This is a genomic window from Nocardia sp. GP40 (assembly GCF_050434125.1).
GTDB classification, from domain to species: Bacteria; Actinomycetota; Actinomycetes; order Mycobacteriales; family Mycobacteriaceae; genus Nocardia; species Nocardia albiluteola.
Genome location: NZ_JBNPVW010000009.1, coordinates 105,813 through 131,350, shown reverse-complemented (window position 1 = coordinate 131,350; position 25,538 = coordinate 105,813). Strand labels below are relative to the sequence as shown.

The window sequence follows — 25,538 nt, the reverse complement described above, 5'->3', positions numbered from 1 at the left end:
CGGCCGGTGCGCGGGAGGCCGCGATGTCGTCCGATGATCTGACCTCGGCCCGCGACGCCGCGCCGCCCCTGCCCCCGCTCCCGGACCTGACCCGGGATCGCCTTGTCGAACTCGGCGAACGGGTGGTGCGGGCCACGTGGAAATCCGGTCTGCCGTCGTGGTTCTGGGGTGAGGGCGTGTGCCTGCTCGGCATGATCCGCCTCGCGCAGGCCTGCGGTCTGCCGGTCCCCGGCGAGGTGGTGGCCTGGCTCCGGGAGCAGAGCCGGGCAGGGATCAGCATTACCCACGTCAATAATCTGGCCCCCGGTATCGCGGCGCTGCTGGCCGCCACCGAATATCCCGAGTTCGCGGAGCCCGCCGAGCGGCTGGGCCGATGGCTACGCGAATCACCGTATGCGACAAGGGATCCCAGCGGTGCACTGGAGCACTGGCCGGGGGGCGTATGGGCGGACACCACATTCATGGCCGGGGTCTTTCTCGGGCATCTCGGGGAATACCGCCACGACGCGGCGCCGCTGGACGAATTCGGCGATCAGCTCATCGCTCATGCGGCGATCCTGCAGGACCCGTCCACCGGCCTGTTCGCGCACGGTTCACACCGGGGCGAGACGATCCCGTGCCACTGGGGACGCGCCAATGCGTGGTGCGCGCTGAGCGCGGTGGAGTATCTCGAACTCGCCGCGCGCGCGGACCCGCCCGTCGATCCCGGCCGGGCGCGGCGCATCACCGAATCGCTGCTGCGGCAGCTCTCGACGCTGGCCGCACTGCAGCCCGAGCACGGAGTGTGGAGCGTGCTGGTCGACGATCAGGCCGAGAACGCGGGGATCCTCGAGACCTCCGCCGCGGCCGGGCTCGGCGCGGCGATGCTGCGGGCGGCCGCGGTGGTCCCCGACTGTCCCCCCGAGATCGTCGCGGCGGGCAGGCGCGCGGTGTGCGGAGCGCTGGCCTATGTCGGCGACGACGGGCTGCTGACCCGGGTCAGTGCGGGCACCGTGCTGCAACTGGTTCCCTTCGGCTACAGCGTGATTCGCGACGATCGCCCGCAGCCGTGGGGTCAGGGCCTGGCCCTGCATGCCATAGCCGCGGCCATTCGGTGGCTGGATTCAGCGGGTGCGCAGGTCGTTTCCGCGGACCGGGAGCAGTAGCAGCAGCCCGGCGCCCAGCACCAGGAGCAGGCCCAGGATTCCGGCGCGTTCGGCATGCAGAGCCCAGACGAAGAAGCCGAAAAGCGCTGGGGCCAGGAAGGACACCGCCCGGCCGGTGGTCGCGTACAGGCCGAAGAGCTGGCCCTCGCGGCCGGGCGGGGCCACCCGGGCCAGGAACGAGCGGGCCGAGGCCTGGGCGGGACCGACGAAGACCGTCAGGGCCAGGCCGAATATCCAGAACATGATCGGGCCCGAGACGACCAGCAGGACCAGGCCACAGGCGAGCATGCCCGTCAGGGAGGTCACGATGACGATCTTCGGGCCGAGGCGGTCGTCGAACCGCCCGGCGACCACCGCCCCCAGGGCCGCAACCACATTCGCGGCGATCCCGAACAGCAGCACATCAGCGTCGGCGATGCCGTACACCCGGACCGCCAGGATCGCCCCGAAGGTGAATACGCCGGCCAGGCCGTCGCGGAAGACGGCGCTGGCCACCAGGAAGCCCACGGTGCGCCGATCCGCCCGCCACAGCTCGCGAATGTCGCTCCAGAGCACCCGATACGAGCGCAGGAAACCGACCGCGGCCCCGGAATCTGCTGCGGTGCCCGGTAATTCGGGCACGAACAAGAACAGCGGCACCGCGAAGACCGCGAACCACGCCGCCGCCAGCACCGCGACCAACCGGATGTTCTCGCCGTCGCCGGTCGGGATGCCCAGGAACCCCCTGGTGTCCCCCGTCCCGGAGATGAAACCGAAGTAGCAGATGAGCAGCAGGAAGATGCCGCCGAAATATCCCATGGACCAACCGAATCCGGAGATCCGCCCGACGGTCGCGGGAGTCGAGACCTGCCGCAGCATCGAGTTGTACGGCACGTGCGCGAGCTCGGCGAAGGTCGCCCCGGCCGCCAGCAACAGCAGCCCCAGCCACAGATAGTGGTAGTCCGCGCGCACGAAGTACATGCCCGCCATCAGCAGAACCGTGATCGTGGTCAGGATTCCCAGGGAGAGTTTGCGTTTCGCATTCGCGTCGAACCACTGCCCGCTCACCGGCGCGGTCACGGCGATCACCAGTCCGGCCGCCGCCAGCGCCCACCCCAGCCACGCGCTCGCCGAAATCCCGCCGGGCAGATTCTTGCCCACCTTGCCGGTGAGGTAGACCGAGAATACGAAGGTCACAATCACCGCGTTGAACGCGGAGACGGCCCAATCCCAGAATCCCCACGCCAGCACCGCTGCCCGGCCCGTGGCCCGGCCGACGCCCGCCTGTCCCGAAACCTCGGTCATGCCGCGGAGACTACCCAGGCGGGAGTCCCGATGTGCGTCATCGCTCGTATTACGCCGGTCAGCTCGCGGTCCGGGCGGGACTCTCGAGCTCGAGGAGCCCGGACAGCGCCCCCGGCAACGGATCCCGGTGCAGCACGCCCAGGCGCTGCGTGGCGCGGGTCAGCGCGACGTAGAGCTCCGCCGCGCCGCGCGGGCCGTCGGCGAGAATCCGGTCCGGGTCCACGATCAGAACAGCGTCGTATTCCAGGCCCTTCGTCTCCGACGCGGGCACCGCTCCCGGCACATCCGGCGGCCCGATCACTACGCTCGTGCCCTCGCGGCGGTCCTCGTCTCGCACGAATTCCGCTACCGCGGTGGCCAATTCGTCCTCGTCGACCCCACGGGACCACGGTCGCACACCGCACGCGCGGACCGAGTCCGGTGCCTGCACCTCCGGTGCGAACTCCGCGAGCACTGCGGCGGCAACGGCCATGATCTCGGCCGGAGTGCGATAGTTCACCGTCAGCGACCGGTAGACCCAGCGGCCCGGCACGTACGGCTCGAGCATCGCGCCCCACGAGATCGCCCCGGCGGCCGACCGGCGCTGCGCCAGATCGCCCACGACCGTGAAGGATTTGCCCGGGCAGCGCCGCATCAACACCCGCCAGTCCATCGCGGACAGCTCCTGCGCCTCGTCGACCACGATGTGCCGGTAGGTCCACTCGCGGTCCGCGGCGGCGCGTTCGGCTAGTTCCCGGGTGTCGTGCTCGACGAAACGGCCGGCCAGATCCTCGGCGACGATGATGTCCTGGGCGATCAAGCCGATGTCGTCGTTCAGGTCCTCGCGCTCGATGAGCGTGTCGAACACACCCGCGGCATACTCGGCCTCGGCCCGGCGCTCGCGCTCCACGGCCTGCTCGGCGGCCCGTTCGGCCACCGTGTCGCGGCCGAGCAGATCGACCAGTTCGTCGAGCAGCGGCACGTCCGACACCGTCCATGCCTCGCCATCGGCGCGCCACAGCACCCCGTCGGCGCCCGCCGCGCGCAGCCGGTCCCGCGACGAATACAGCTGTGACAGTAGCTGTTCGGGCGTCAGGATCGGCCAGAGCTCATCGAGGACCGCGGTGAATTGTTCGTTGTCGGCGAGCTCGGCGACCAGATCGGCCCGCATGTCCTCCCACGCCTGCTTGTCCTCGCGGTGCAGCCAGCCCTTGCCGATCCGGGCGATCGCGCGCTCGGTGAGCACCCATTCGATGATCTCCCGGAACACCACGCGGGCCTCGTTGTGTGGCCGTCCGCTCTCGCGCGCCTCCTGCACCGCCCACTCCGCGGTCTCGGCATCGATCCGCACCGCCACGTCCGTGAGCTCGATCACGAGCGGCGTCGCCGGAATCCGCTGCCGGGCGGCGATCGCCGCCGCGAGTACGTCGAGGATCTTCAGCGAGCCCTTCAGGCGCACGGCCTCCGGGCCGTCCTCGGCCGTGACGGTCAGGCCCGGCACCAGGCCGCCGGTCGTGGTGAACACCACGTTCGTCTCGCCCAGCGACGGCAGCACGCGCCCGATGTGCCGCAGGAAGGCCGGATTGGGGCCGACCACCAGCACGCCGTGGCGTTCCATCTGCTCGCGCTGGGTGTAGAGCAGGTAGGCGACGCGGTGCAGCGCCACCACGGTCTTGCCGGTGCCGGGGCCGCCCTCGATCACCAGCACGCCGGGATGGTCGAGCCGGATGATCTCGTCCTGTTCGGCCTGGATCGTCGCCACGATGTCGCGCATGCCCTCGCCGCGCGGCGCGTTCACCGCGGCGAGCAGGGCCGCATCGCCGCGCTCGCCGGCGCCGGGACGGCCGAACACCTCGTCGGTGAAATCGACCACGGTGCGGCCGCGGGTGTGGAACTGACGCCGCCGCCGCATGTTCTCCGGCGTCGCCGCGGTCGCGGTATAGAACGGCCGCGACGCCGGCGCGCGCCAGTCCAGCAGTACCGGCTCGTAGTCGTTCTGCTCATCGAGCAGGCCGATCCTGCCGATATACGCATGCTCACCGGCCACGGTGTCCAACCGGCCGAAGCACAGCCCGTTGTCGGCCACGTCCAGCCGTTTCGCCTCCCTGGCAAGCGCACGCACCTCGAAATCCCGTTCCATGGGCGTTCCACCGGTACCGCCCAGCGCCGCGCGGTACCGCCCCCGCACCCGCGCCCGCTCGGCGTCCAGGCGCGCGTAAAGCCCGGCCACGTAGCCGCGCTCGTCCCGCAATTCGTCGTCATACCCCAGATCCGACACACGCCCTCGCTTTCCCTGCACAGTTCCCGCGATCGACGGACCGCACCGTCGTTTCTCAACATCCATTTCCGCTGGTTCCGGCCTCGGCCAGCGAGTATGCGGCATCACCCCGCCCTTGCCGCAAGCCCCCGGGTGCGCTATATAATGAATACGGGAAGGGGAGCGGTATCTGTTTGAATTCATTCCCGTTCTCTCGACTAGCGCCGTCGCCTTTCGTGTGTTCCGTATATCCCGATCGAGTTCCGGCGCACGGCTGCACCACACATTGCGTTCGGCGGGTTCGGTTGGCAGCATGGGTGAGGAAATGCTGCCGGATCCAGAAATTCCTCACGAGGGCCTCTCCGTCCGCGACGCTCGGTGCGCGGTTGCCGGAGTCCGGCCGGGCGGGACGCGGCACGAGTGGGCGGGGATAGGTTGTGCCGCACCGTAATCGGGTGCTTCCCGGCGGAGAGATAGTCGCCGACGTGCATCGCGGGAGCTGGATGGGAAATCGCGGCGGCCCGATCTCCGGCACCCCGGGGCGCAGGCAGTGGGCGAGCACGCACTGGATCTACTGCAGGCTGGCCTTCAAGGGGCGTACGCGCGTATTCCGCGAGCCCGGACGCAAATACACCGAGCTGTTCTTCTTCGACGAGGCCGTGGCCCTGGCCGCCGGCCATCGTCCGTGCGGCGAATGCCAGCATCGGCGGCTGCGCGAGTACAAGGCGGCCATGTTCGATACGGCCGCGTCCGTGGACACGCTCGACTCGATACTGCACCGGGAGCGCCTGGCACCGGGGTATGCCGAAATCGGTTGCCTCCCAGCCGGAACGTTTGTTACCTACGACGGTCGCCCCGTATTGCTCTGGGCCGGAACGGCCTACGCGTGGACCCCGGACCGGGGATATTCCGAGTCACCGCCGCCCGCCCCCTCGACCCGGGTGCGCGTACTCACTCCACAACTCACCCGGCGGGCTCTGGCGGCCGGTTTCGCGGTACGCCCACGGCTCGAATACGAAGGAGCAGACCATGACTGAGCAGATCGCCACCCCCGGCACCATGGACGACCTGGATCACGGTGCGGCACTGAACGATCTCGTGGCCAATCTCGGGCTCTCGACCGAAGCCGCCGGGGGCAGTGTGAGTTTCGCCGGTCACGATCCGATCGTGGCGGCCCGGCACCGGCTCGGGGCGTGCATCGGCATTCCGATCATGGCCGCCGCCGTCGGCGCGGTCGCGCTGCACCGCCGCCGCGGTGGTCCGGATCAGGATCTGCACCTGGACCTGCGCCAGGCCGTGCACGGCATCACGCCGCACGCGTTCTGGCATCCCACCCTTGCCGGCGAGCTGCCGCCGTTCCCGCTCGTCGCCGACAATCCCTTCCTGCTCGCGCCCTACCGCACCGCCGACGGACGGACCGTCATGGCCTCGGGCGTCTATCCGCATCTGGCCGCGAAGTGGTGTCGATACCTCGATGTCCCACCGGATTACGCGAAGGTCGCCGCGGCGTTCGCCGCCCGTGACGCGTTCGAGCTGGAGGAGTCCGCGAATGCCGCGGGGCTGCCGCTGTGCGTCGCCCGCACCCCGCAGGAGTGGCTGGCTCACCCGCAGGGTGCGCTGCTGGCCGGGCAGCCGGTAGTCGGACTGCGCCGGATCGGCGATGCGCCCATCCACGACTTCGGCTCCGCTACAAGGCCTTTGGATGAGATCCGGGTGCTGTCGTTCACGCACGCCATCGCCGGGCCCACCGTCGGGCGCACCCTGGCCGAGTACGGCGCCGACGTGCTGTGCGCCACCCGGCCCAACGACTACGAGCACGACTTCATCTACGCCGAGGCGAATGTCGGCTCCCGCAGCACCTACCTCGATCTGAACACCGACGTCGGTCGCGAGCGCGCCGATCGACTGCTGGCCGATGCCCACGTCGTCGTCGACAACCATCGCGGCGACAAACTCGAGCGGCTCGGGCTCGACCCCGGCCGGCTCGCCGCCCGCCATCCGGGCATCATCGTCGTCTCGGTGACCTGCTACGGCTCCGAGGGCCCCTGGCGCACCCGCGGCGGCTTCGACATGAACGGCTCTGCCGCCTCGGGCCTGATGACCCTCGAGGGCACACCCGAGGCCCCGAAGCTCCCCGTCACCGGCATGATCAACGACTTCATCACCGGCTACATGGGCGCCGTCGGCGCACTCGCCGCACTGAACAAGCGCGCCACCGAGGGCGGGTCCTGGCACGTCACGGTCAACCTGACGCGCACCGCGATGTGGTACCAGACGCTGGGCCTGGTCGACCCCGCCGCCGCGGGCGCCGACGAGTCGCACTCCCTCCGGGACCCCACACCCTACGATGCCCCCAGCCCCCTCGGCGACGTCCACATGCTCGCCCCGCCCGTCCGGTTCTCGCACTTCACCCCGTCCTGGCCGGACCCACCGCTGGTGCCCCGCGGATCCAGCAGCCCGGCGTGGCGCACCCGCTGACACCGAAGCGGCGGGCGGGGAGCCCATGCCCGCCGGCCGCTCGTCGCATCGTTCGTCGCCGCGGCGCTGAAGGCACATGCGCCGTAGCCAATGTCGAGGGCTGCCCGAGTGCGCCCACCGGGTGTAGCTTTTTGTCACTAATGACGTGATCAACGTCACCAGCGACAAGGCGTGATGCTATGAGTGACTACGACGCGATCGTTGTCGGAGCCGGACACAACGGATTGACCGCGGCCGCCATCCTGCAGCGCGGCGGCCTGCGGACGGTGTGCCTGGAGGCGAACCATTACGCCGGAGGGATGGCCGCCTCGCTCGAGCTCGTCGACGGCTTCCACTTCGAGATCGCCGGTTCGGTGCAGTTTCCCACGCCCGGCGTCATCCGGGAGGACCTCGGCCTCGACACGTTGCCCACGATCGAACCCGAAGTGATGTCGACCAATGTCACCGACAGCGGCCCGCCGCTGATCTTCTACCGAGATCCGGTGCGGCTCATGGCTCATCTCGGCGAGGCGCACGGCAACGAGGCCGTTATGGGCATGGCCGCGATGTTCCTCTGGGCGCAGGCCCCGGCCCGGGCGCTGGGCCGCTTCGATGTCCGGCAGCCGCCCAAGACCTACGACGAGATGTATGCCTGCGCGACCAATGAGCAAGAGCGCCAGGCGATTACCGACATGCTGTTCGGATCCGTCACCGACGTCGTCGACCGGCACCTGCCCGATCGGGACAAGCACGCGTCCCTGCGCGCCATGCTGGCCTACCTGGCGGTGAACACGACCTATCGCGGTCCGGCGACGCCGGGCAGCGCCGCGGGCCTGGCCTACGGTCTGGCCTCGCCACCCGACGGCATGCCGATGATGACGAAGTTCGCCGGTGGGGTCGGGGCCCTTCCCGTTCATCTGCGGCGGATGTTCACCGAGCACGGCGGCGAACTGCGCCTGCACGCCAGGGTGCGCGCGATTACGACCGCCAACGGCCGGATCTCCGGGGTCCAACTCGAGGACGGCTCAACGATTTCCGCGCCGATCGTCGTGTCCAACCTCTCCCCCGACGTCACCCTGACCGAGCTGGTGGACCCGAGCGCGCTGCCCGCCGATCTCGTCGCAAGGGTCTCCCGCGTGGACCATCGCGGCGCCTATCTTCAGATGCATTTCGCCCTCGACGGCCGCCCGGAATTCGCTGCGCCGTACGAGCTTCTGAACGCTCCCGGGATGCAGGAATCCATCGCATTGTTCAGCACCACGGAGCAATTGCAGCAGCAGTGGGAGGAGTGCCGTCACGGGCAGGTGCCCCGGGAACCGTCCATCGCCCTGCAGATACCCAGCGACGTCGACGACAGCCTGGCCCCGCCCGGCAAGCATGCGGCCAGCGCCTTCGCGCTCTGGTTTCCGGTGGAGGCCCGGCACGGGAACTACAACTCGCTCCGAGCCGAGATGGCCCGCCGGGTGATCGCGAAAATAACCCGCTATGCACCCAATTTCGAGAAACTGATCATCCGGAACACCACCTTCGCGCCGATGAATATGCAGCGGATGTTCGGCGCCCCCGGCGGCGACTTCTGCCAGGGTCTGCTGCATCCCGACCAGATCGGGATCAACCGGCCCGGCCCGCGGGGATTCACCGACCTTCCCATCCCGCTCGAGGGGCTCTATCTGTGCGGCGCGGGCTGCCACGGCGGCCCCGGCATCAGCTTCATTCCCGGATACAACGCGGGGTACCAGGCCCTGGCAGACGCCGGACGCCAGCGCTGATCCACTCCCGACGGGGCCCCTCTTGCACGATCGCCACTCCACTACCCTGTGATACAGTCTAGTGGTAGTCGGTACCACCGAATAGTGGACCGAGGATCGAAGGAGGTCTGCCACGGACAACTTGACCGAGATGCTGAAGGGCACGCTCGAGGGCTGCGTTCTCCAGATCATCGACACCGAAGAGACATACGGTTATGCCATCACGCGACGGCTGAACGAACTCGGTTTCGCGGACGTCATCGAGGGGACCGTCTACACCATTCTGCTGCGGCTGGAGAAGAACGGGCTGGTCGATGTCGAGAAACGACCGTCCGAGGTCGGCCCGCCGCGCAAGTTCTACACACTCAACGACGCCGGACGTGAAGAGCTCGCGACGTTCTGGGCGAAATGGCTGTATGTATCGTCCCGCATCAACGAGCTGAAGGACAGTAGGAAATGAACTTCTGGGAGACAATCACAGGCAGCGACCTCACCCGGGAATACAAGGCCTTCGACGCGCGGGCCGCGGCACTTCCGGACGAATATCGAGCCGCCTGGGAGGAAATCAAGGGCCATCTCTCGCCCTACACGGATTTCACCGGTCGCAACCTGATGCCGATCCTCGACGGCGTCCTGGGACTGCTGGAGGAAACCGCGTCGGACGGCCAGAGCGTCCAGGATGCACTGGGCGGCGATATCCAGGGCTTCTGTGCCGCGATCGCCGGCGAGGAGGGCGCCAAGAGCTATCGCGACAAGTGGCGCGATCAGCTGAACAAGAACGTTGCGAAGAAACTGAGCAGGCTGGGAGAATAACGTGGGCATTCGCGAGATCATCGAAGGCAAGCGGGAATGGCGCGCGCACGTGGCGCGGGTCAAGGCGCTCCCGCCGGATTACCGGATCGTCTACGACGAGATTCAGAAGTATTTCTTCAAGATCGGCCCGGTCGGGCTCACCGACGGGGATCTGCTCTCGGGACTCGTCGATTTCTTCGAAGAGGGAGTCGCGTCCGGCAAGGGCGTCATGGAACTCATCGGCGACGACGTCGCGGCCTTCTGCGACGACCTGGTCAAGGACGAGCGCACCTATGCCGACATCTATCAGGAATCGGTCGGCAAGGAGGCCGGCAAGCACCTGTCCTGAAAGTCATTCCGGCGCATCGCCTTCCCACCACGGCCGCCTCTCGACCCTGACCGCTTTGGCGGCCTCCATGACCGCACAGGCCTTCTGCACCATATCGAAGACGTGCGGATGATCGGATTTCAGCCTGGCAGCAAGGATGCGCTCCACCCCGAGCAGCCGGAGATCGCCGCGCCAGCGTTTGTGATACCACAGGTGCGTGATCCCGGTGGGCTGATTGATGATGTGCAGATTGTTCCACACGCCGTAACGTGGGTCGTTGGTGATGAATTCACCGGCGAGCGGCGAATGGACGGCGTTGATGATCGGCGTCGCAGTGAGCGCGTGCTCACGGGCGATCACCGGGAGTAGGCGTTGCTCGGCGAACAACAGCTCTCGCGCCAGGCCGACCTCGTAATGGGACCGCCCCGGATTGCCCACGATGAACCGCGTCGCCTCCTCGACGTAGGCCTCGCGCACCCGGGCGGCGTCGGCCCCGAAATAGAGCACGCTGGAATTGGCGGCGTTGAGCCGCCAGTTTCGCCGCGGGTCGAGGGTGTAAGCATCCGGCGTCCGCAACTCGTGCGGCGGCGGGTACCACACCGTGGGCCAAGTCGATTCCCAGTGCGTGAACACCACGCCCTGGGTATCGAATTCCCTTGCCAGGCTGCGCCATACGATCAAATCGCAGTCGATCGACGCGAACGGAATCCGGGCGGCGCCGAGGGCGAGAATGCGCGCCAGGCTGAAGTATGCCTTCGGGTCGACATCCAGCGACCGCATCGAGGCGAACAACGCGGTGTCGACCTTGTCCCACAGGCCGAGCAGCCCGATCCATTCCAGGTATTGGGCATACGGATCGTCGCAGTACAACGTCGCCGGTCCGTTGTGCCGGCGCCATTCCGCTACCGACGCACACAGTGCGAGCAGTTCCAGCCGGGACAGCTCGGGCCGTTCGGTGCCGCGCGGCGCCGACCACAGGGCGAATATGCCCTCCACCCCGCCACGCTCCATCTGCTGCACGTGTGCCAAAGTAGCGCGAATCGGAAGCGGGCGGCGGGCGTGGGCCGCCCGGTCAGCGCCGCGCGTCGATGCGTTCCCACCCGCGGCGTGCGACACCATCGACATGGCCGGGATCGGCGAGAATCCGAGCCGCTACCTTCCGACATTTGTGGATTGGCGCACTATCGGCTATCGGCGTGAACCGGTTTCGGGCCGCTCCGATTGCCGACCGAAGCATCTACCGCCGAGCCGATCCGGCTGCGACCATGATGCGGTGTCTTCCGAACATCCGCAGGACGGCGCCGCCCTGCGAGCCAGCGACCTCGACCGATCGATGGCGGGTACCGCGCTCGACAATGCCTATGCCGACGGCGAACTCGACAATGCGGAGTATCACTCCCGCCTCGAGGCCGCTACCCGAGCCAAGACGCGCGGGGATCTACACGCCCTGCTCGGTGATCTGCAGGTCCCGCATCCACTCACGGAGCTGCCCGCGGAACCGGCCCCGGCCCCGGCGCGGCGCGGAAGCTGGGGACCGATCGTTCTCGCAGTCGCTATCGCGATCGCGATCATCGTCGTCGTCATCGTGATAGTGGCGCTCCCGACCGGCCGGACCAGATCGAGCAGACCGGCGAGCATGCCGTACGGACCCGCGACCGCGACCGCGTCGAGCAACGCGCGCCCGGACTACACACCGGAGGATGCCGCGCTGCTGCAGCATCTGCCCGCCGGATACGACCAAACGAACTGCTACCACCAGAATCCGGAACCGAGCGAGGTGGCCGCGCTGCACTGCGACCCGCACGCGGGCCGCCTGGAGGCGGCCTTCTTTCTCTACCCCGACGCCGCGACACTACAGCAGAGCTACGACAACGACCGGCAGTCCTCGGCGCACACGGCCTGTGCCGACGGCGCACCGGACAACGCCTACTCGGCGGGGCGATACGAATGCATCCTGTCCAACGGCGCCGGGGTCGTGCCGACGATCGAATTCACCTCGAATCCCCAGAACGTTCTCGGGGTCTACTTCGCCGCCGGCCCGAATGACGCGGCGGGCCTGATGAATTGGTGGAAGCAGCACAATCGGCTGCGCTGATCCGCCGCCACGCGGATCGGCGACGCCGGGCTCGGCGTCGCGGGAAAACGTTCCGCACCAGCCGATTCGGAAACGGGGCGGAACTTGTCGGTGGCATCGCATACCTTGGGCGCATCGTGATCGACCGGGAGGGAGAACGATGAGCTCGAATCCGAGTGCCACGCCGGATGGACCGGCCTGGGAAGGCGCCTCCATAGTGCGGGTGTTGCCCGCCATCGCGCCGCGCAAGCTGAACAAGGTGCCGTTCGTGGAGCTGGCCGACGGGCGCCTACAGGGGGTGGTCTCGAGCGGCTCCGATATCTCGCGCGTGTACGTCGCGTCGGTGGCCGCGGGCACGCACGGGCTGAGCTGCAGCACCAACAACAATCGCCCGTGCGGCGGGTTGAATCAGGGGTGGGCCTGCAAGCACATCGATGCCCTCATCGATGAGGCGGTGCTGCAATACGGGCAGGACCGGGTGGCCCGCTTCCTGCGGGTCGAGGTCCCCGATGGCGGCTCGATTACCGCCTGTCTCAACGGAACTCGCGATCCGGCCCCCGCTGCCGCGGTGTTCAGCCGGTTCCTGCGGCATCTGACCTATCTCGAACTGCCGGGCGGCGCCACGCCGATCCCGGAGTTGCACTGGTTTCCGGCGGGGGTGGGTCGCTGATGCAGGCGGTACAACTGGCCGCGCTGGCGGATCTGCCCACCGGCACCGCGGCGGCCCTGGAGGTGGTGGGCGGCTTCGATACCGCCCTGGTGAACGGATTCGCCCGGGTATCCGAACCGCAGGGCGCGGCGCTGGCCGCGCTGGCCGGGGCCGTCGCGGGCTCGCCGCTGGCCGAGGCGGCGGCGCGGGCGGTGTCGAAGGTGAGCACGGGCGCGATCGGCACGGAGGACCTGGCGGCCCTGGCCGCCGCTCGGGCCGCCCTGCTGGGCGCGGTGCACGACGCGCTGACCGAACAGGCCGATACGGCGTTGGGCCGCAGTCGATTCGAGTGGACCAGCACACCGGATGCCGCCGCCCCGAACCCGCTCGCCGCGGGCCCGCGCGGCTGGCTGGGCGAACTGGCCATCGCCGGATGGCGCGGCGTGGACCACGACCTGGTTGCGGCCGCGGATCGCACCGTGGAATCGCTGCTCGCCGAGCCCGCGTTGCGGCGGTTGGCGATGCTGCTGGACGGTTTCACCGCCGAACTGGGCGCCTGCGCACCGATCGCCACCATGGATCAGGTGCCCGCCCGACGCTGGGCCGATCTGTGGGCCCGAGCCCTGCTGCTGTCCTGGCGCGGCGCGGAATCTACTGCGAGCGAGCTGGTTTCGGGTCGCCTGCTGCCGTTGGGCGTGGAGCTGCACGAGCACGGGACCGCGGTGCAGGCACAGCTGCACGGCGTGGTCGAGACCGCGGGCGTGCCGACCCGCCGGGTGCGGGTGTCCGTGGCGGCGGCGAAGGTGGACACCATTGTGGGACCGGCGATCTGGCAGCTGCTGGGTGCGCATCGGCAACTGCTCACCGCCCTGGCCGAGCACCGCATGCTGGAGCTGACCGGCATGCCGCTGACGGCCACCGGAGACCTGCTGTGGGACGACGATCGGGCCAAGGCCGGGGAGGCCGCCGATCCATTCGTCACCGCCACGGTACAGCTGCCGCAGGCCCATGCCCCGGCCGTCACACCGCTGGATCGCGATCCAGTGCACATCGCCGAGCCGGTTCTGCTCGAGGAGTACCGATTCCGCGACGGTGCACTGGAGCTGGGTGACCAGCGAATTCGCGTGGACATGGCCGCGCTGCCGACGGCGGGTCCGATTACTCCGGCGGGCGTGAGCGCCTCCAGCACCATGATCGGCCTGCTGCGCTGGGACGGCGCCTGGTCGGTACGACCGCTGGCGGTGCGGCGCAAGGTCAAGAGCGCGCTCACCGCCTTCCACAACGGCGATTGGGCATTGGGCCCGACCGACCCGAAAGTTGCCAAGGCACAGGCCAAGTCGGGCGATGCCGTGGCGGTGTTGCGCGAGCGCGCGGGAAAGCTGTTGCGCCAATGACGAATCACGAGACGCGACGTCAGATCCTGTACTGGCGTCTGCTTGCCGGTGTCTTCAACCCGGATCAGCAACCGACGCTGGAACAGGCGAGCGCGAGCATTACCGGCGATCTGGGCCTGCCGCTGGCCCTCCTCGATCCCGGTATCTCCATCGACAATGTGGTGCAACGCTATCCGGAGATGAAGGCGGAGTTCGAGCGCCTCGACTTCTCCGAGGACACCGACGACGAGGCCGAACCCGCCGCGGCGCCGGCCATCGGCGCGGCCGATGTCCGCACTGCCGCACTGGTTTCCAAGCTGTTGCTGAACGTGTTCGCCACCGGCTCCGGCACGGTCAGCGCCACCCAGCTGGCGGGCTGGCAGTCCGATGCCGGTTGGCTGCGCCGCTGCCTGGGCGAGGAGCAGGCCGGCGCGGTACACGGGGTGCTCACCGGCCTGGAAGGCGAACTGGTGTCCCGCATGCGGCTGCGCGAGGTGCTGGCCGATCCGCACCTGGCGGCCCAGCTCACCCCGAGCATGTCGCTCATCGAACAGCTGTTGCGGGACAAGCACAATCTGTCGGGCGTGGCCCTGGCCAATGCCAAACGGCTCATCCGCCGCTACATCGACGAGGTCGCCGAGGTGCTCCGCACCCAGGTGCAGCAGACCAGCGCCGGCACCGTCGATCGCTCGGTCCCACCCAAGCGCATCCTGCGCAACCTGGATGTGGACCGGACGATCTGGAAGAACCTGCCCAACTGGAATCCTCAGGACGGACGCCTCTATGTCGACCGGCTCTACTACCGCCGGACCGCCAAGCGCACCGTCCCTGCCCGCATGATCGTGGTGGTGGACCAGTCCGGCTCCATGGTCGACTCCATGGTGAACTGCACGATCCTGGCATCGATCTTCGCGGGACTGCCCAAGGTGGATGTGCATCTCATCGCCTACGACACCCGCGCCCTGGATCTCACCCCCTGGGTGCACGACCCGTTCGAGGTGCTCCTTCGCACCAATCTCGGCGGCGGCAACGACGGCCCGGTCGCCATGGCCATGGCCCAGCCCAAGATCACCGACCCGAAAAATACCGTGCTGGTGTGGATCTCGGACTTCTACGAGTTCGACCGCTCCCAACCGCTTTTCGAGTCCATGGAGGCGGTGCACCGCTCCGGAGTGAAGCTCATCCCGGTCGGCTCGGTGAACAGCTCCGGCCACCAGAGCGTCAACCCGTGGTTCCGCGAACGGTTCAAAAACCTTGGCACCCCGGTGATTTCCGGACGCATCCAGAAGCTCGTACACGAACTCAAAAACTTCCTCGATTAGGAGACCTGCCACCATGAACGACGTCTTGCGCGCCCCCGCCGAGGTCAAATACGCCGAGGAACTGGACTGGCTGGAGTCCATCGACGACGGCCCCAAGCCGTTCGCCTGGCGGCTGAGCCCGAAGATGGTGCGGCTGTTCATACTCGGCTCCGAACGCGCGGACGGCCTGGACCGCGAGGTGGAGCAGAAGTGGTTCGGTGACCGCAGCTTCGTCGAGCGCAGCATCGTCACTCTGGCCTCGGACCGCGGCCTGCTGCTCATCGGCGATCCGGGCACCGGCAAGAGCTGGCTGGCCGAGCTCTTGTCCGCGGCCATCAGCCGCAATTCCACGCTGGTGGTGCAGGGCACCGCTGGCACCACCGAGGATCACATCAAATACTCGTGGAACATCTCCATGGTCATCGCCAAGGGCCAGTCCCGGGAGTCGATGATCCCCTCCCCGATCATGACCGCCATGGAACAGGGCGTGATCGGCCGCTTCGAGGAACTCACCCGCTCCACCAGCGACGTACAGGACGCGCTGATCTCCATCCTCTCGGAGAAGTACGTTTCCATTCCCGAGCTCGACGACGACAATGTGGTGTTCGCCCAGCCGGGATTCTCCATCATCGCCACCGCCAACAGCCGCGACCGGGGCGTGAACGACCTGTCCTCCGCGCTCAAGCGACGCTTCAACTTCGTGCGGATCCCGGTGGTGTCCAACAAGAAGAGCGAGGCGGAGATCGTGCGATTCCGCACCGCGGAACTGCTGCGCCGCCATTCCATCGAGCTGGAGCTGCCGCCCACGCTGCTGGACATCCTGCTGGAGAGCTTCGCCGACCTGCGCGCCGCCGCGTCGGCCGCCACCAGCGACGACGACAAGCTGGAATCGGCGCTGTCCACCGCCGAGCAGATAGGCGTGCTCGAGGACGCCATCCTGCACAGCCAGTTCTTCGGCGAGCGGGAATTGCGCGCCGAGACCCTCGCCGGCTCGCTCGTCGGCTCCCTGGCCCGGCGCACCCCGGAGGATCTGGCCATTCTGAACAAGTACCTGCACGGCGTGGTCGAGCCGCGCACCAAGGCCGAGAAGGGTGATTCCGCCTGGGGCGAATTCCTGGAGGGCGGCCGGGCCGCGATCGCGAGGCTCTCGTGACCGTCTCGCAGGCCCGGCCCGCGCCGAATACCTTTGCTGCCCTGCGGGATCAGCTCACGGACGCGGCCGTCGCGTTCGCCGGGGCGCCCGGCGACATCCTGGCGGGCATGGTCGACGATGTCGATCGGGCGTTGTCGCAGCGGCTGGAGATCTTCCCGGTCTGCCACCACTCCCCCGCCTCCGGTCTGGCCATGGTGCGGCGGCTGCGCGACAAGCAGCCGAGCGTCATCTACCTGGAGCTCTGTGAGGACATGCGGCCGCTGCTCGACGAGCTGCGCAACTGCCGGCTGCCGATCGCGCTGCAGGCCTTCGCCACCGACACCGAGGGCTTCCCGGCGGAATGGGCGCCGCTGTCGGTGGTCGCCCCGATCACCGAATCGTCGGCCGAATACCAGGCCATCGCCTACGCGCTGGACACGCCGGGCGTCGAGCTGGTGCTGGTGGACCGGTCCACCGATCATGTCTTCCAGTGGGCGCCCCGGCCGGAGCCCGTGGAACCGTCCGCCGAGGGCGAGCAGCCAGCGGACGGGGACCTGCACGGCGGCGCGATCGGCGTCGAAATCGGTGATCTGCGACCGCATTTCGCAGATCTCGAAGAACACCTGCTGCACCACGGCAAGGTCCGGCACTGGTCGGAATGGTGGGACCAATACGTCGAGCAGCCGCTGGTGGACGCCGACTACGACACCTACCGCCAGGTCATGGTGATGATCGGTAGCCTGTTCCGGCGGCTGCGGCGCGGCAGTACCACCGAGGACGAGGACCGCGAGCGGTACATGTGGACCCGCATGCGGGAACACCTGGCCGCCAACGACATCGACCCCGCCCAGGCACTGTACGTGTGCGGCGCGGCCCACGCGGCCAGCCCGGTCGAACAGTTCGGGCTTGCGTCGAGCGCAACGTTCGAGATCTCGCCGCGCTCGGCAACGGTGTGGCACTACGGGCTGATTCCCTCCAGCCATTCCGCCATCGAGGCGCAGTTCGGGCTGGCCGGCGGTGCGGTGTCGATCGCGGCGGCCACCTGGGCGAAGGGCCTGCGGCGCAGCCGATTGCAGTCGTTCCAGCTGGAAGGCCAGCAGAAGCCGACTAAGCGCGTCAAGAAACCGTTGCTTCCCGCCACGCCGGAAGCCGAAGTGACGGACCGACTTTCGGGATTCCTGTCGCGCCCGGCGGTGCTGGATCCGCTCGACGAGGCCGAACTCCTGGAGTGGTCGGTGGATATCGTCCGACTGGCCCGGCGCAACGGGTACCTGGCCAGTACGGCCGACGCCATCGCCATCTTCGAGACCTCGATCCTGCTGGCTGGCTTGCGCAATCGCGCCCGCCCGACACCGTACGATTTCCAGGACGCGGCCGTCACCTGCATCGAGAAGGACACGGTGCCGGGCCGGCGCGATGTGCAGCGGCTGTGCGAAATCCTGCTCGGCGGCGACCGCATCGGCCAGGTCGGCTACGCGGCGCTGCCGCCGCTGGCGCGCGATGTGCTCGACCGGCTGGCGCCGCTCGGGCTGGATCTGTCCAAACGGACGCTGCACCGCGCCCTGCTGGACCTGAAGACGAATCCGGACCTGCGGCCGTGCTCGGATCTGCTGTGGCTGCTGCGCAGGCTGCTCCCACACGACGCGCTGCGACCCATCATGGGCTCACGGGGACTGGGCGAGACCTCGATCCAGGAAAGCTGGGACATCGGGCTCGGGAAATACCAGCGCTCGCTGGTCGAGCTCGGCTACGAGGGCGTGTCGGTGGAACAGGTGCTGGAGCAGCGCCTGCGGGCCGCGGTCGCCGCACCCGGCGCGACCGCGGCGGCGGCGCTGGCCACGGTCGAGGATGCGCTCGTTTATCTGGGATCGGCCCGGCTCGCCGACGAGCTGGGCCATCGCGCGGTCGAACTCCTCGCCGCCGAACGAACGGTGGACGACGCGCCCGTCGTGCTGCGTCACATCCGGGTGCTGCTCAACTACTTCCGCTCCACCGAAAGCGGCCTGCCGACGTGGTGCGAGCGGTTCGTGACGGCCGGGTACGCGCACTACTGCACCCTGCTGCCCACCGCGTTCGCCGCCGAGGAGACCGGACCGGCGCAGGTCGCGGCCATGCTCGGCTTCCTGTTCGGGATGGAGAACCTTGCGCTGTCGCTGGGCTGCGATCACACCCAGCTGGAGTTGGCTGTGCTGCAATCACATCCGGAGGCGCCGGCCAAGGTGGCCCTGCTGTGGGCGGCACGATTCCAGCTCGGCCTGCTCACCATGCCCGACCTGCGCGAGCGATGCGACGACATGCTCGCCAACCCGCTGGTGCTGCCGACGGTTCCGCACTACGTGAGCGGTTTCGTCCAGGCCATCGACCCCGCCCCGGCATTGAAACCCTTTGTGGTGGAGCTGTTGTCGAAGGCCTTCGGCACGCTACCGGACGCGGTACTGCTGCCCTGGCTGCCCAAGCTCATCACCACCCTCAAAGATCAAACGGCCCACCTGATCCCCGGCCTGGTCCGCGAAGCGGCCCGCACCTTCCCTGCCGCCCTGCCCGCCATCGACACCTTCGTCCCACCCTGGTCGGCCGAATCCGCCACCCCCGCAGCACCGGTCGTCGTGACACCGCGCGGCCCGGCCACCGAGCTCCTGGCCGCCCACCCCGCCGCCTGCGACGCCCTCGCCGGACTGCTCGGCATCCAGGACGGCTGGCAGGAACCAGAACCGACAGGAAACCGCGAGGCAACCGACCTGCTCGCTCGATACCCCGCCACCGCGGTCGCGCTGGCGGCCCAGCTCGAAGGATCAACCGGGCGGGGCTGAGGGCAGCCGGACCGGTTGGTTCTCCAGCACACGTTCCAGCCGAGAGACGGCTGTTGCGTGGGCGGTTCGAGGGACGGGAGACCGTATCCGCTGCTAGGGTTCATTTTCCGGGTGTCGAACGGTTGCCATAGTCCGCCGATCAGCTTGGAGGTTCCTCGGTGCGCCGTCTGGTCGTATTGCTGGTCACCGCGCTGGCTGCACTGGGCATGGGCGCCCTCGCCACGCCGGTCGATGCCGCCCCACACGTCCCGGGCCGCAACGCGGCGCGCGGCCTGCTCTATCCGGGAAGCAGCTTCTATCCGCGGCTGATTCGCCTGGGACACAGCGGCAACGCCAACGGCACGATCGTCGCCAGCGTCAACACCCTGCAGCAGACCGGCGTCATCCTGGCCAGCACCGACGGCGGCAAGACCTTCCAGCAGCGCGCCACCATCGTCGACCCGGTCACCACCGACGTCACCGCCCGCCGCCTGTGCTGCTCCAGCCTGATGGAACTGCCGCTGGCGGTCGGCACCCTGCCGGAGGGCACGCTGTTGTGGGCCGACACCACGTATTTCGACATCCTGAACGTGGTCCGGCATGTCGAGCAGCGGCTCTGGGCCAGCACCGACCACGGCTTCCACTGGCAATACGTCTCCAGCATCGAATCCGCCGACACCTTCTTCAGCCTCGCCGACTGGGGCCCGCGTCTGCCCGCGGCCTGGGAACCGAGCCTGTCGGTGGCGGGCGACGGCGAACTGGTCGCCTACTACTCCGATGAAACCGACAGCCTCGCGCACAGCCAGAAACTCGTCCAGGTCCGCTCACCCGATGCCATGCACTGGGTGGACAAGGCAGACACCGTGGTCAGCGACGTCCCCGACGTGCGCCCCGGCATGGCCAACGCCATCCAACTGCCCGACGGCTCGTACTTCATGACCTACGAGATCTGTAACACCGACATGGTCCACCCCTGCCTCATCTATTTCCGCCGCTCCGCCGACGGCTGGAACTACGGCGACCCCCGCTTCCTCGGAACCATGGTCCGCACCGCGGCCGGAAACGGCTACACCCAGCACACCCCCTACCCCGTCTGGAGCCCCACCCCCGCCCCGCACGGCACCATCCTCCTCTCGGGCCAAATGCAGTCCAACATCGCCGGACAACAAACCCCCTACTCGGGCCACGACATACTCGCCAACAACAACCTCGGCAACGGCCTCTGGTACGAAATCCCCGCGCCCATCCCCATCGCCGACATCGTCGACGCCCCCTGCAAAAACTACAGCTCGCCCCTACTCCCGTCCGCCGACGGAACCTCGGTCCTGGAAGCCGCCACCGATCTGGACCAGGGCGTCTGTCGCTCGTATTACGCGACGGGGCCGCTACACCGGTAGTCCGGCCTCGCCGTACGCGACCTGGGCCGCCTCCGCGGCGACATCGAAGAGTCCCGCGGGCAGATCGAGTCCATCTTCGCCGGCCCGGAGAAGGATGCCGGTGATGGTGACATAGTCCTGGGCGGGAGTAACGAAGACCGGTTCAAATCCGGTCCGCACCATCCACTTCTCCGATGCCACACCGGAAATGATCGCCACACTGAAACATGAAAGCGACCGGATGTCCCGCCGCATGGCGGCGAATGCCTCCTCCGAATCCCACTGCGTGACAACGAAGTACCGGTTGTCCCCGACGACCGGGCGCAGGAGCTGGAACCCGAGGAAGCCCGGCGAGTTCTCCACCGCGTGGGCACGATGGGCGAATCGCTTTTCCAGTTCGGGTCCCGCGCCCTCGGGAACCTCGATCGCATTTCCGCTGGGGGCCTTGGGTCGCGCTCGAGACAGCGGCGGGGCCGGGTCGGCACGGTGCAAGGCGGCAACGCTCCGTTCCCCGCGGTGGCAATAGCCACAGTCTCCCGTGCGCGGAACAGGTGATAGGAAAGCGCTGCGGTTCTGCACAGCATGACGTCCGTGTGCACGCACAGCCGGGACGAACACACTCGTTGCCAGCACCGGAGAGGAGTCCCTGTGATGTACCCCGACAGTTCAGAGCCGGTAGTCGGAGGCAGCACTCCCGGGGCCGTCGATTCGCCGGCCGGCATTTCTATGCCTTTTCCGGTCGATATCAGTCCCGACCTGGAGAGTGCTCGGCGATCCCACAACGAGTGGATGGTCCGGCACCGACTGCTCTGCACCGACGACACGAGGGCATTGGCACAGTATCGCAACACCGACCTGCCTCGGTTGGCGGCGCTGGTGTGGCCTTATGCGCGCGGCGCCGATCTGGAGCTCGGATGCGACGTGGTCGGCTGGACCCTGGTGTTCGACGACTGGTTCGACTCCGGTCTCGAGTTGCAGTCCGTCAACGCGGTAATCGACAGGCTGATCGACGTGCTCACAGGGCCGGAGCGGCCAGTCGAACGATCGGCCCCTCCGTTGGTGCACGCCTTCAGCGATATCTGGTCGCGGTGTAGCGCGGACATGCCGGCATCCTGGCGACGCCGCGCGGCGCACAACTGGGAGTTTTATCTATGCGCCAACATGCACGAAGCGACCGAACGCGGGCTGGGCCGGATACCGCCGCTCGACCACTTCCTGTGCCTTCGCCGGGGCACGGTCTGCCTGGAGAACTATCTCGACCTGTGTGAACGACTCGGCGGGTTTCACATGACTCCCAAGGCATTTCACATACCTCAGCTACGACAGTTGCGTCGCTTGGCCGCGCTGATCCCGGCGCTCACCAATGATGTGGTCACGCTGCCCAAAGAGGAAAACGCCGGCGAGGTCAACAACCTGGTGCTGGTGCTGGAACGACAACATAGCTGCGATCGCGACGAGGCGCTCGACGCTGCCCGGAAGTTCATCGAGGAAAAGGTCGCTCAATTCATCGCACTGACGGCGGACATACCAACCCTGGCCGATCGATACCGCCTTCCAGCGCAGGAACAGCACCACATCAACCGCTATGTGGACGCGCAGCGTCTGTGGATGGGAGGTTTCGAGGAATGGTCACGCCGGCCGGACGGCGGTTGCCCCTGGCCGGACATGCCATCGCATTCGCAAGGGATCCGCTGGGCTTCCTGCAATCCGTCCGCAGCGAAGGCGATATCGTGCGGCTTCAGCTGGGCTCCAAGCAGTTCTACGTGCTCAACTCGCCGACAGTGATACGCAAGGCATTGGTCGAGGATGCGGCGAAATACGGTAAGGGCCTGTTGCTTCAGCGGGTACGCCCGCTGCTCGGCAACGGGCTGGTCAACTCCGAAGGTTCCTTCCACGCGCGGCAGCGTCGGCTGATGCAGCCCGCGTTCAATCGCAAACACATCGCGCACTACATCGAGTCCATGAACCACCTCGCAGCATCGCTGTCGGCTCGTTGGCGCGACGGTGAGACCATCACACTGACCGACGACCTACACAGGCTGAGTTCCGACGTGATCGCCACGACCATGTTCCCGGATATGTCGAGCCGATCGATCGTCGAGGAGTTGCAACGTTCTCTGGCTATCGTGTTGCGCGGGGTGATCATCAGGACATTGGTTCCCTACCAGTTCTGGGAATTCTTGCCGACGCCCGGCAATCTGAACTACCAGCGCGCGATCCGCCGGCTACGGAGCGCGACCGGCGAGCTCATCACGGCAGCGCGAGCCGGGGATGTCGAACCGGACGGACTGCTGGCGCTCTTGGTGGCCGCGCGGGATGCCGAAACCGGCGCCGCGATGACCGACACACAGTTGCTGGACGAGGTCACTACTTTGTTCGCGGCCGGTACGGAGACCGCGTCGGTCACACTCTCGTGGCTGTTCTACGAACTTGCGGGCCACAGCGACATCGAGGCGCGCTTGCACGCTGAACTGGATGAGCACCTCTCCTCGGATCGCATCGATGCCGACACCATCCCTCGGCTCGATTACTGTCGTCGCGTGATCGAGGAGACGCTGCGGTTACACACGCCGACCTGGTTTCTGAGCAGACGTGCTCTCGACACGGTACAGCTGGACGGCTGGGTGATACCGGCTGGTGCTGAAATCATCTACAGTCCGACGACGATGCATCGTGACCCGAAACTGTTCGACGACCCGATGCGATTCGATCCGGACCGATGGCTGCCCGAACGCCGCCCCGGCATCGCTGATGGTGCGTTCATTCCGTTTAATCTCGGCATTCGCAAATGCATAGGCGACCACTATGCGATGACCGAGATGATCGTGACGGCGGCCACGATCGCGCGTCGGTGGCGACTGTACAGAATGCCGGGACAGACTGCCCGCGAACACATTTCCACGACTGTTCATCCCGGAGACCTCCGAATGCGGACAGCATTCCGGCAGTCGAGCACGACCGCGGCGCCGGCTTACAGCTCATAATCGGAATCAATCTGTCCTGGAGTTTCGTGCAACGTGTTCAGGCCGTAATCCCTACGACACGCGGATGGCTCAGCACCGCCATGGGTGTGCCTCGAGTGCCGCCCTCGTGCCTGTCATCGCGCGATCAGCGTGCCGGCTCTGCGCCGGTACCGCGACCACCGGCTGTGAGTTGCTGCTGCCGCACGTATGCTTCGATGCCGTCGAGGATCCTCGCGAGGCCGAATTCGAAACCGTCGAGCGGTGGCTCGTCGGTGAGGTATGCCGGGTCTCGGAGCACCTCGGCGACCGCGTTCAGGTTGCGGGCGCGCAGCTGCTGGTCCAAGAATGCGCTGATCGTGTGGATCGCCCGCTGTTGATCGGGATTCGCGCGCCGCAGCGCAGCCGGGGCCGGGGTGTTGCGATGCAGGTTGGCCCCGTACCGTGCGTGGCTGTCGAGGAGGTACGCGCAGTTCAGCATCTGCTGTGCGGCCATGCCGGTCGGCTTCAGGACGGTGATGAGGGCATCCAGCCAGGCCGCGTTGTGTGGTGTCAGCGGGATGGTCGTCGGTGCGTCCAGCAGCCATGGGCGTGACAGGAAGCGCTGGAACAGCTGACGCGACCACAGCGCAGCCCCGTTTCGCCAGTCGCCGTCCGGCAGCGCGGGCGGGTCACCCCAGGCACGGTCGGCCACGAGCGTGATCAGCTCATCTCTCGAACTGACGTAACGGTACAGCGCGTTGGCGGTGACGCCGACACGACCGGCCACCCTCGGAAGCGAAGCGGCGGCAAGGCCCTCGTCGTCGGCCAGTTGCATCGCGGCCGTCACGATCTCCTCGACCGTGTGCGCCGGCTTGGGGCCGCGCCGTCCTCCGGTGTCGAGGACACCCCACGCTGCGGCCAGGCCTGATGGTAGCGCCTCGGGGGCGGTGTCGGCGGACTCGACCTGCGATGCGGCATCGCCGTCCGCGGCCACACCTCGGGAGCTCTTGGGTGGGGTCATAGCCGGAATCCTTCCAGAGGCGGGCACGAAACAGTAGACGGCATGCACAGTTACCATTATTGTGTATGCCATGAACACTTCATGGCATACACAGATTGGTTTTCCGGATTCTGCTCGTCGCTGGGTCGGGGTTGCCGCGGTCCTCGGCGCTGTCTTCGCGATGGCCGAGCTCCCGCTCTACTTCGTCGTACCGTCGTGCAACCCTCCGAGGTGCAGCGTCGACACCGGCAGCCTCATGCCGACCGGGCTGATCCTCACCCGCACGCTGTTCAACTTTCTGTCGCTCACGCTGTTCCTGGTCTTCATGACCGGCGTCCGGCCGCTGATCGCGCGGGCGGACGCTCGCTACGAGTGGTTCGGTGCGCTCGCCGGCACCGCCGGTGTGGCCTGGACGATCATCGACATGGTCGCCAAGGGCCTCGAGGGTGGCACCGCGATCAGGACCGCCGCCCGGATCGACCCGACCCGGACCGTTCCCACCTACCTTCTCTACGGCAGCATCAGCCACCTGATGCTGCTGGTCTTCGGTCTTGCCTTCGGGTACGCGGTCCTGCGCAGTCGCGCACTTCCGCGATGGATCGGCTGGTCCTCGTTCGCCATCGCGGCCCTGCATCTGGCGGGTGTGCCATCGATGTTCTTCGGCTACAACTCGTCGCAGTTCTACGCCTCCAACGGTTGGGGCGCGGTCGCGATGTTCAACGGCTATGCGGCCGTCTGGCTCGCGATCGTCGGTGTCACCATCCTTCTGAAGAAGACGCCCTAGTCAGAGGTGCCCGATGGCGGGCAGCGGGATCAGCCGCTCGGCCGGCAACTGGCGAAGCGGCGCCACCGGTCCAGACTTCACGGTGACGTCAGGTTTCGGCCTCGGCCACCTCGCCGCGCTGTGCGAGC

21 protein-coding genes and 1 pseudogene are annotated in these 25,538 nt (G+C 67.6%); 17 read left to right on the top strand and 5 right to left on the bottom strand.

Going from position 1 to position 25,538, the window contains the following annotated elements:
* The first annotated feature begins 23 nt into the window (after positions 1-23).
* The gene (locus ABH933_RS26075; RefSeq protein WP_429426221.1) at positions 24-1,145 is read left to right on the top strand and encodes a glycoside hydrolase family 88 protein; all 1,122 of its coding nucleotides are present in this window, start codon (positions 24-26) and stop codon (positions 1,143-1,145) included.
* On the opposite strand, the gene ABH933_RS26070 is transcribed toward ABH933_RS26075, so the two are convergent.
* Both ABH933_RS26070 and helR read right to left on the bottom strand, forming a co-directional pair.
* The gene (locus ABH933_RS26070) at positions 1,104-2,429 is read right to left on the bottom strand and encodes an MFS transporter (RefSeq protein ID WP_429426223.1); all 1,326 of its coding nucleotides are present in this window, start codon (positions 2,427-2,429) and stop codon (positions 1,104-1,106) included. The two genes, ABH933_RS26075 and ABH933_RS26070, sit on opposite strands and share 42 nt — an antisense overlap.
* Positions 2,430-2,487: 58 nt before the next feature.
* Positions 2,488-4,686, bottom strand: coding sequence for an RNA polymerase recycling motor ATPase HelR (gene helR, locus ABH933_RS26065; protein ID WP_429426225.1), 2,199 nt, complete (start codon positions 4,684-4,686; stop codon positions 2,488-2,490).
* A gap of 416 nt (positions 4,687-5,102) precedes the next feature.
* On the opposite strand from helR, the gene ABH933_RS26060 reads away from it, so the two are divergent.
* The 6 genes from ABH933_RS26060 (at position 5,103) to ABH933_RS26035 (ending at position 10,011) form a co-directional block, all read left to right on the top strand.
* Positions 5,103-5,702, top strand: coding sequence for a hypothetical protein (locus tag ABH933_RS26060; protein WP_429426227.1), 600 nt, complete (start codon positions 5,103-5,105; stop codon positions 5,700-5,702).
* The gene (locus ABH933_RS26055) at positions 5,695-7,143 is read left to right on the top strand and encodes a CoA transferase (protein ID WP_429426229.1); all 1,449 of its coding nucleotides are present in this window, start codon (positions 5,695-5,697) and stop codon (positions 7,141-7,143) included. The genes ABH933_RS26060 and ABH933_RS26055 overlap by 8 nt, the downstream gene beginning before the upstream one ends.
* 179 nt (positions 7,144-7,322) lie before the next feature.
* Positions 7,323-8,891, top strand: a complete 1,569-nt coding sequence (locus ABH933_RS26050; protein WP_429426231.1) for a phytoene desaturase family protein — start codon at positions 7,323-7,325, stop codon at positions 8,889-8,891.
* 130 nt (positions 8,892-9,021) lie between these two features.
* Positions 9,022-9,330 carry a PadR family transcriptional regulator gene (locus ABH933_RS26045; protein ID WP_429426417.1) on the top strand — a complete coding sequence of 103 codons (309 nt, stop codon included), beginning with the start codon at positions 9,022-9,024 and terminating at the stop codon, positions 9,328-9,330.
* Positions 9,327-9,683 (top strand): DUF1048 domain-containing protein, encoded by a 357-nt coding sequence (locus ABH933_RS26040; RefSeq protein WP_215921400.1) that lies wholly within the window; start codon positions 9,327-9,329, stop codon positions 9,681-9,683. Before ABH933_RS26045 ends, ABH933_RS26040 begins: the two co-directional genes overlap by 4 nt.
* Before the next feature lies 1 nt (position 9,684).
* The gene (locus ABH933_RS26035; protein WP_215921402.1) at positions 9,685-10,011 is read left to right on the top strand and encodes a DUF1048 domain-containing protein; all 327 of its coding nucleotides are present in this window, start codon (positions 9,685-9,687) and stop codon (positions 10,009-10,011) included.
* A 3-nt stretch (positions 10,012-10,014) separates the two neighbouring features.
* On the opposite strand, the gene ABH933_RS26030 is transcribed toward ABH933_RS26035, so the two are convergent.
* Complete coding sequence (locus ABH933_RS26030) at positions 10,015-11,010, bottom strand: hypothetical protein (protein WP_429426234.1); 996 nt, start codon at positions 11,008-11,010, stop codon at positions 10,015-10,017.
* A gap of 253 nt (positions 11,011-11,263) precedes the next feature.
* Here ABH933_RS26030 and ABH933_RS26025 point away from each other — a divergent pair, with 253 nt between their 5' ends.
* The 7 genes from ABH933_RS26025 to ABH933_RS25995 all read left to right on the top strand — a co-directional run bounded on the left by ABH933_RS26025 (position 11,264) and on the right by ABH933_RS25995 (position 20,705).
* Positions 11,264-12,085, top strand: a complete 822-nt coding sequence (locus ABH933_RS26025; RefSeq protein WP_429426236.1) for a DUF1707 SHOCT-like domain-containing protein — start codon at positions 11,264-11,266, stop codon at positions 12,083-12,085.
* A gap of 139 nt (positions 12,086-12,224) precedes the next feature.
* The gene (locus tag ABH933_RS26020) at positions 12,225-12,734 is read left to right on the top strand and encodes a hypothetical protein (RefSeq protein WP_429426238.1); all 510 of its coding nucleotides are present in this window, start codon (positions 12,225-12,227) and stop codon (positions 12,732-12,734) included.
* Positions 12,734-14,107 (top strand): hypothetical protein, encoded by a 1,374-nt coding sequence (locus ABH933_RS26015; protein WP_429426240.1) that lies wholly within the window; start codon positions 12,734-12,736, stop codon positions 14,105-14,107. Before ABH933_RS26020 ends, ABH933_RS26015 begins: the two co-directional genes overlap by 1 nt.
* A complete protein-coding gene (locus ABH933_RS26010; protein ID WP_429426242.1) occupies positions 14,104-15,408 on the top strand; it encodes a vWA domain-containing protein in 1,305 nt (434 codons plus the stop codon). The genes ABH933_RS26015 and ABH933_RS26010 overlap by 4 nt, the downstream gene beginning before the upstream one ends.
* A gap of 13 nt (positions 15,409-15,421) precedes the next feature.
* A complete protein-coding gene (locus tag ABH933_RS26005; RefSeq protein WP_215921410.1) occupies positions 15,422-16,540 on the top strand; it encodes an ATP-binding protein in 1,119 nt (372 codons plus the stop codon).
* The gene (locus tag ABH933_RS26000) at positions 16,537-19,329 is read left to right on the top strand and encodes a DUF5682 family protein (protein ID WP_429426244.1); all 2,793 of its coding nucleotides are present in this window, start codon (positions 16,537-16,539) and stop codon (positions 19,327-19,329) included. The genes ABH933_RS26005 and ABH933_RS26000 overlap by 4 nt, the downstream gene beginning before the upstream one ends.
* Before the next feature lie 158 nt (positions 19,330-19,487).
* A complete protein-coding gene (locus ABH933_RS25995) occupies positions 19,488-20,705 on the top strand; it encodes a hypothetical protein (protein ID WP_429426246.1) in 1,218 nt (405 codons plus the stop codon).
* Between the two features lie 234 nt (positions 20,706-20,939).
* Here ABH933_RS25995 and ABH933_RS25990 read toward each other — a convergent pair.
* Positions 20,940-21,149: pseudogene (locus ABH933_RS25990) on the bottom strand (antibiotic biosynthesis monooxygenase family protein); the annotation flags it as partial.
* Between the two features lie 186 nt (positions 21,150-21,335).
* On the opposite strand from ABH933_RS25990, the gene ABH933_RS25985 reads away from it, so the two are divergent.
* Positions 21,336-22,469: a terpene synthase family protein gene (locus ABH933_RS25985; RefSeq protein ID WP_429426419.1), complete on the top strand. Its 1,134-nt coding sequence runs from the start codon at positions 21,336-21,338 to the stop codon at positions 22,467-22,469.
* Positions 22,355-23,668, top strand: coding sequence for a cytochrome P450 (locus ABH933_RS25980; protein ID WP_429455135.1), 1,314 nt, complete (start codon positions 22,355-22,357; stop codon positions 23,666-23,668). Before ABH933_RS25985 ends, ABH933_RS25980 begins: the two co-directional genes overlap by 115 nt.
* Positions 23,669-23,792: 124 nt before the next feature.
* Here ABH933_RS25980 and ABH933_RS25975 read toward each other — a convergent pair whose 3' ends face one another.
* Entirely contained in the window at positions 23,793-24,647 is an 855-nt protein-coding gene (locus tag ABH933_RS25975; protein ID WP_429426248.1) for a TetR/AcrR family transcriptional regulator, read from the bottom strand.
* Positions 24,648-24,717: 70 nt separating this feature from the next.
* Between ABH933_RS25975 and ABH933_RS25970 the strand changes: the two genes are divergently transcribed.
* Entirely contained in the window at positions 24,718-25,410 is a 693-nt protein-coding gene (locus tag ABH933_RS25970; RefSeq protein ID WP_429426250.1) for a hypothetical protein, read from the top strand.
* Positions 25,411-25,538: the final 128 nt, after the last annotated feature.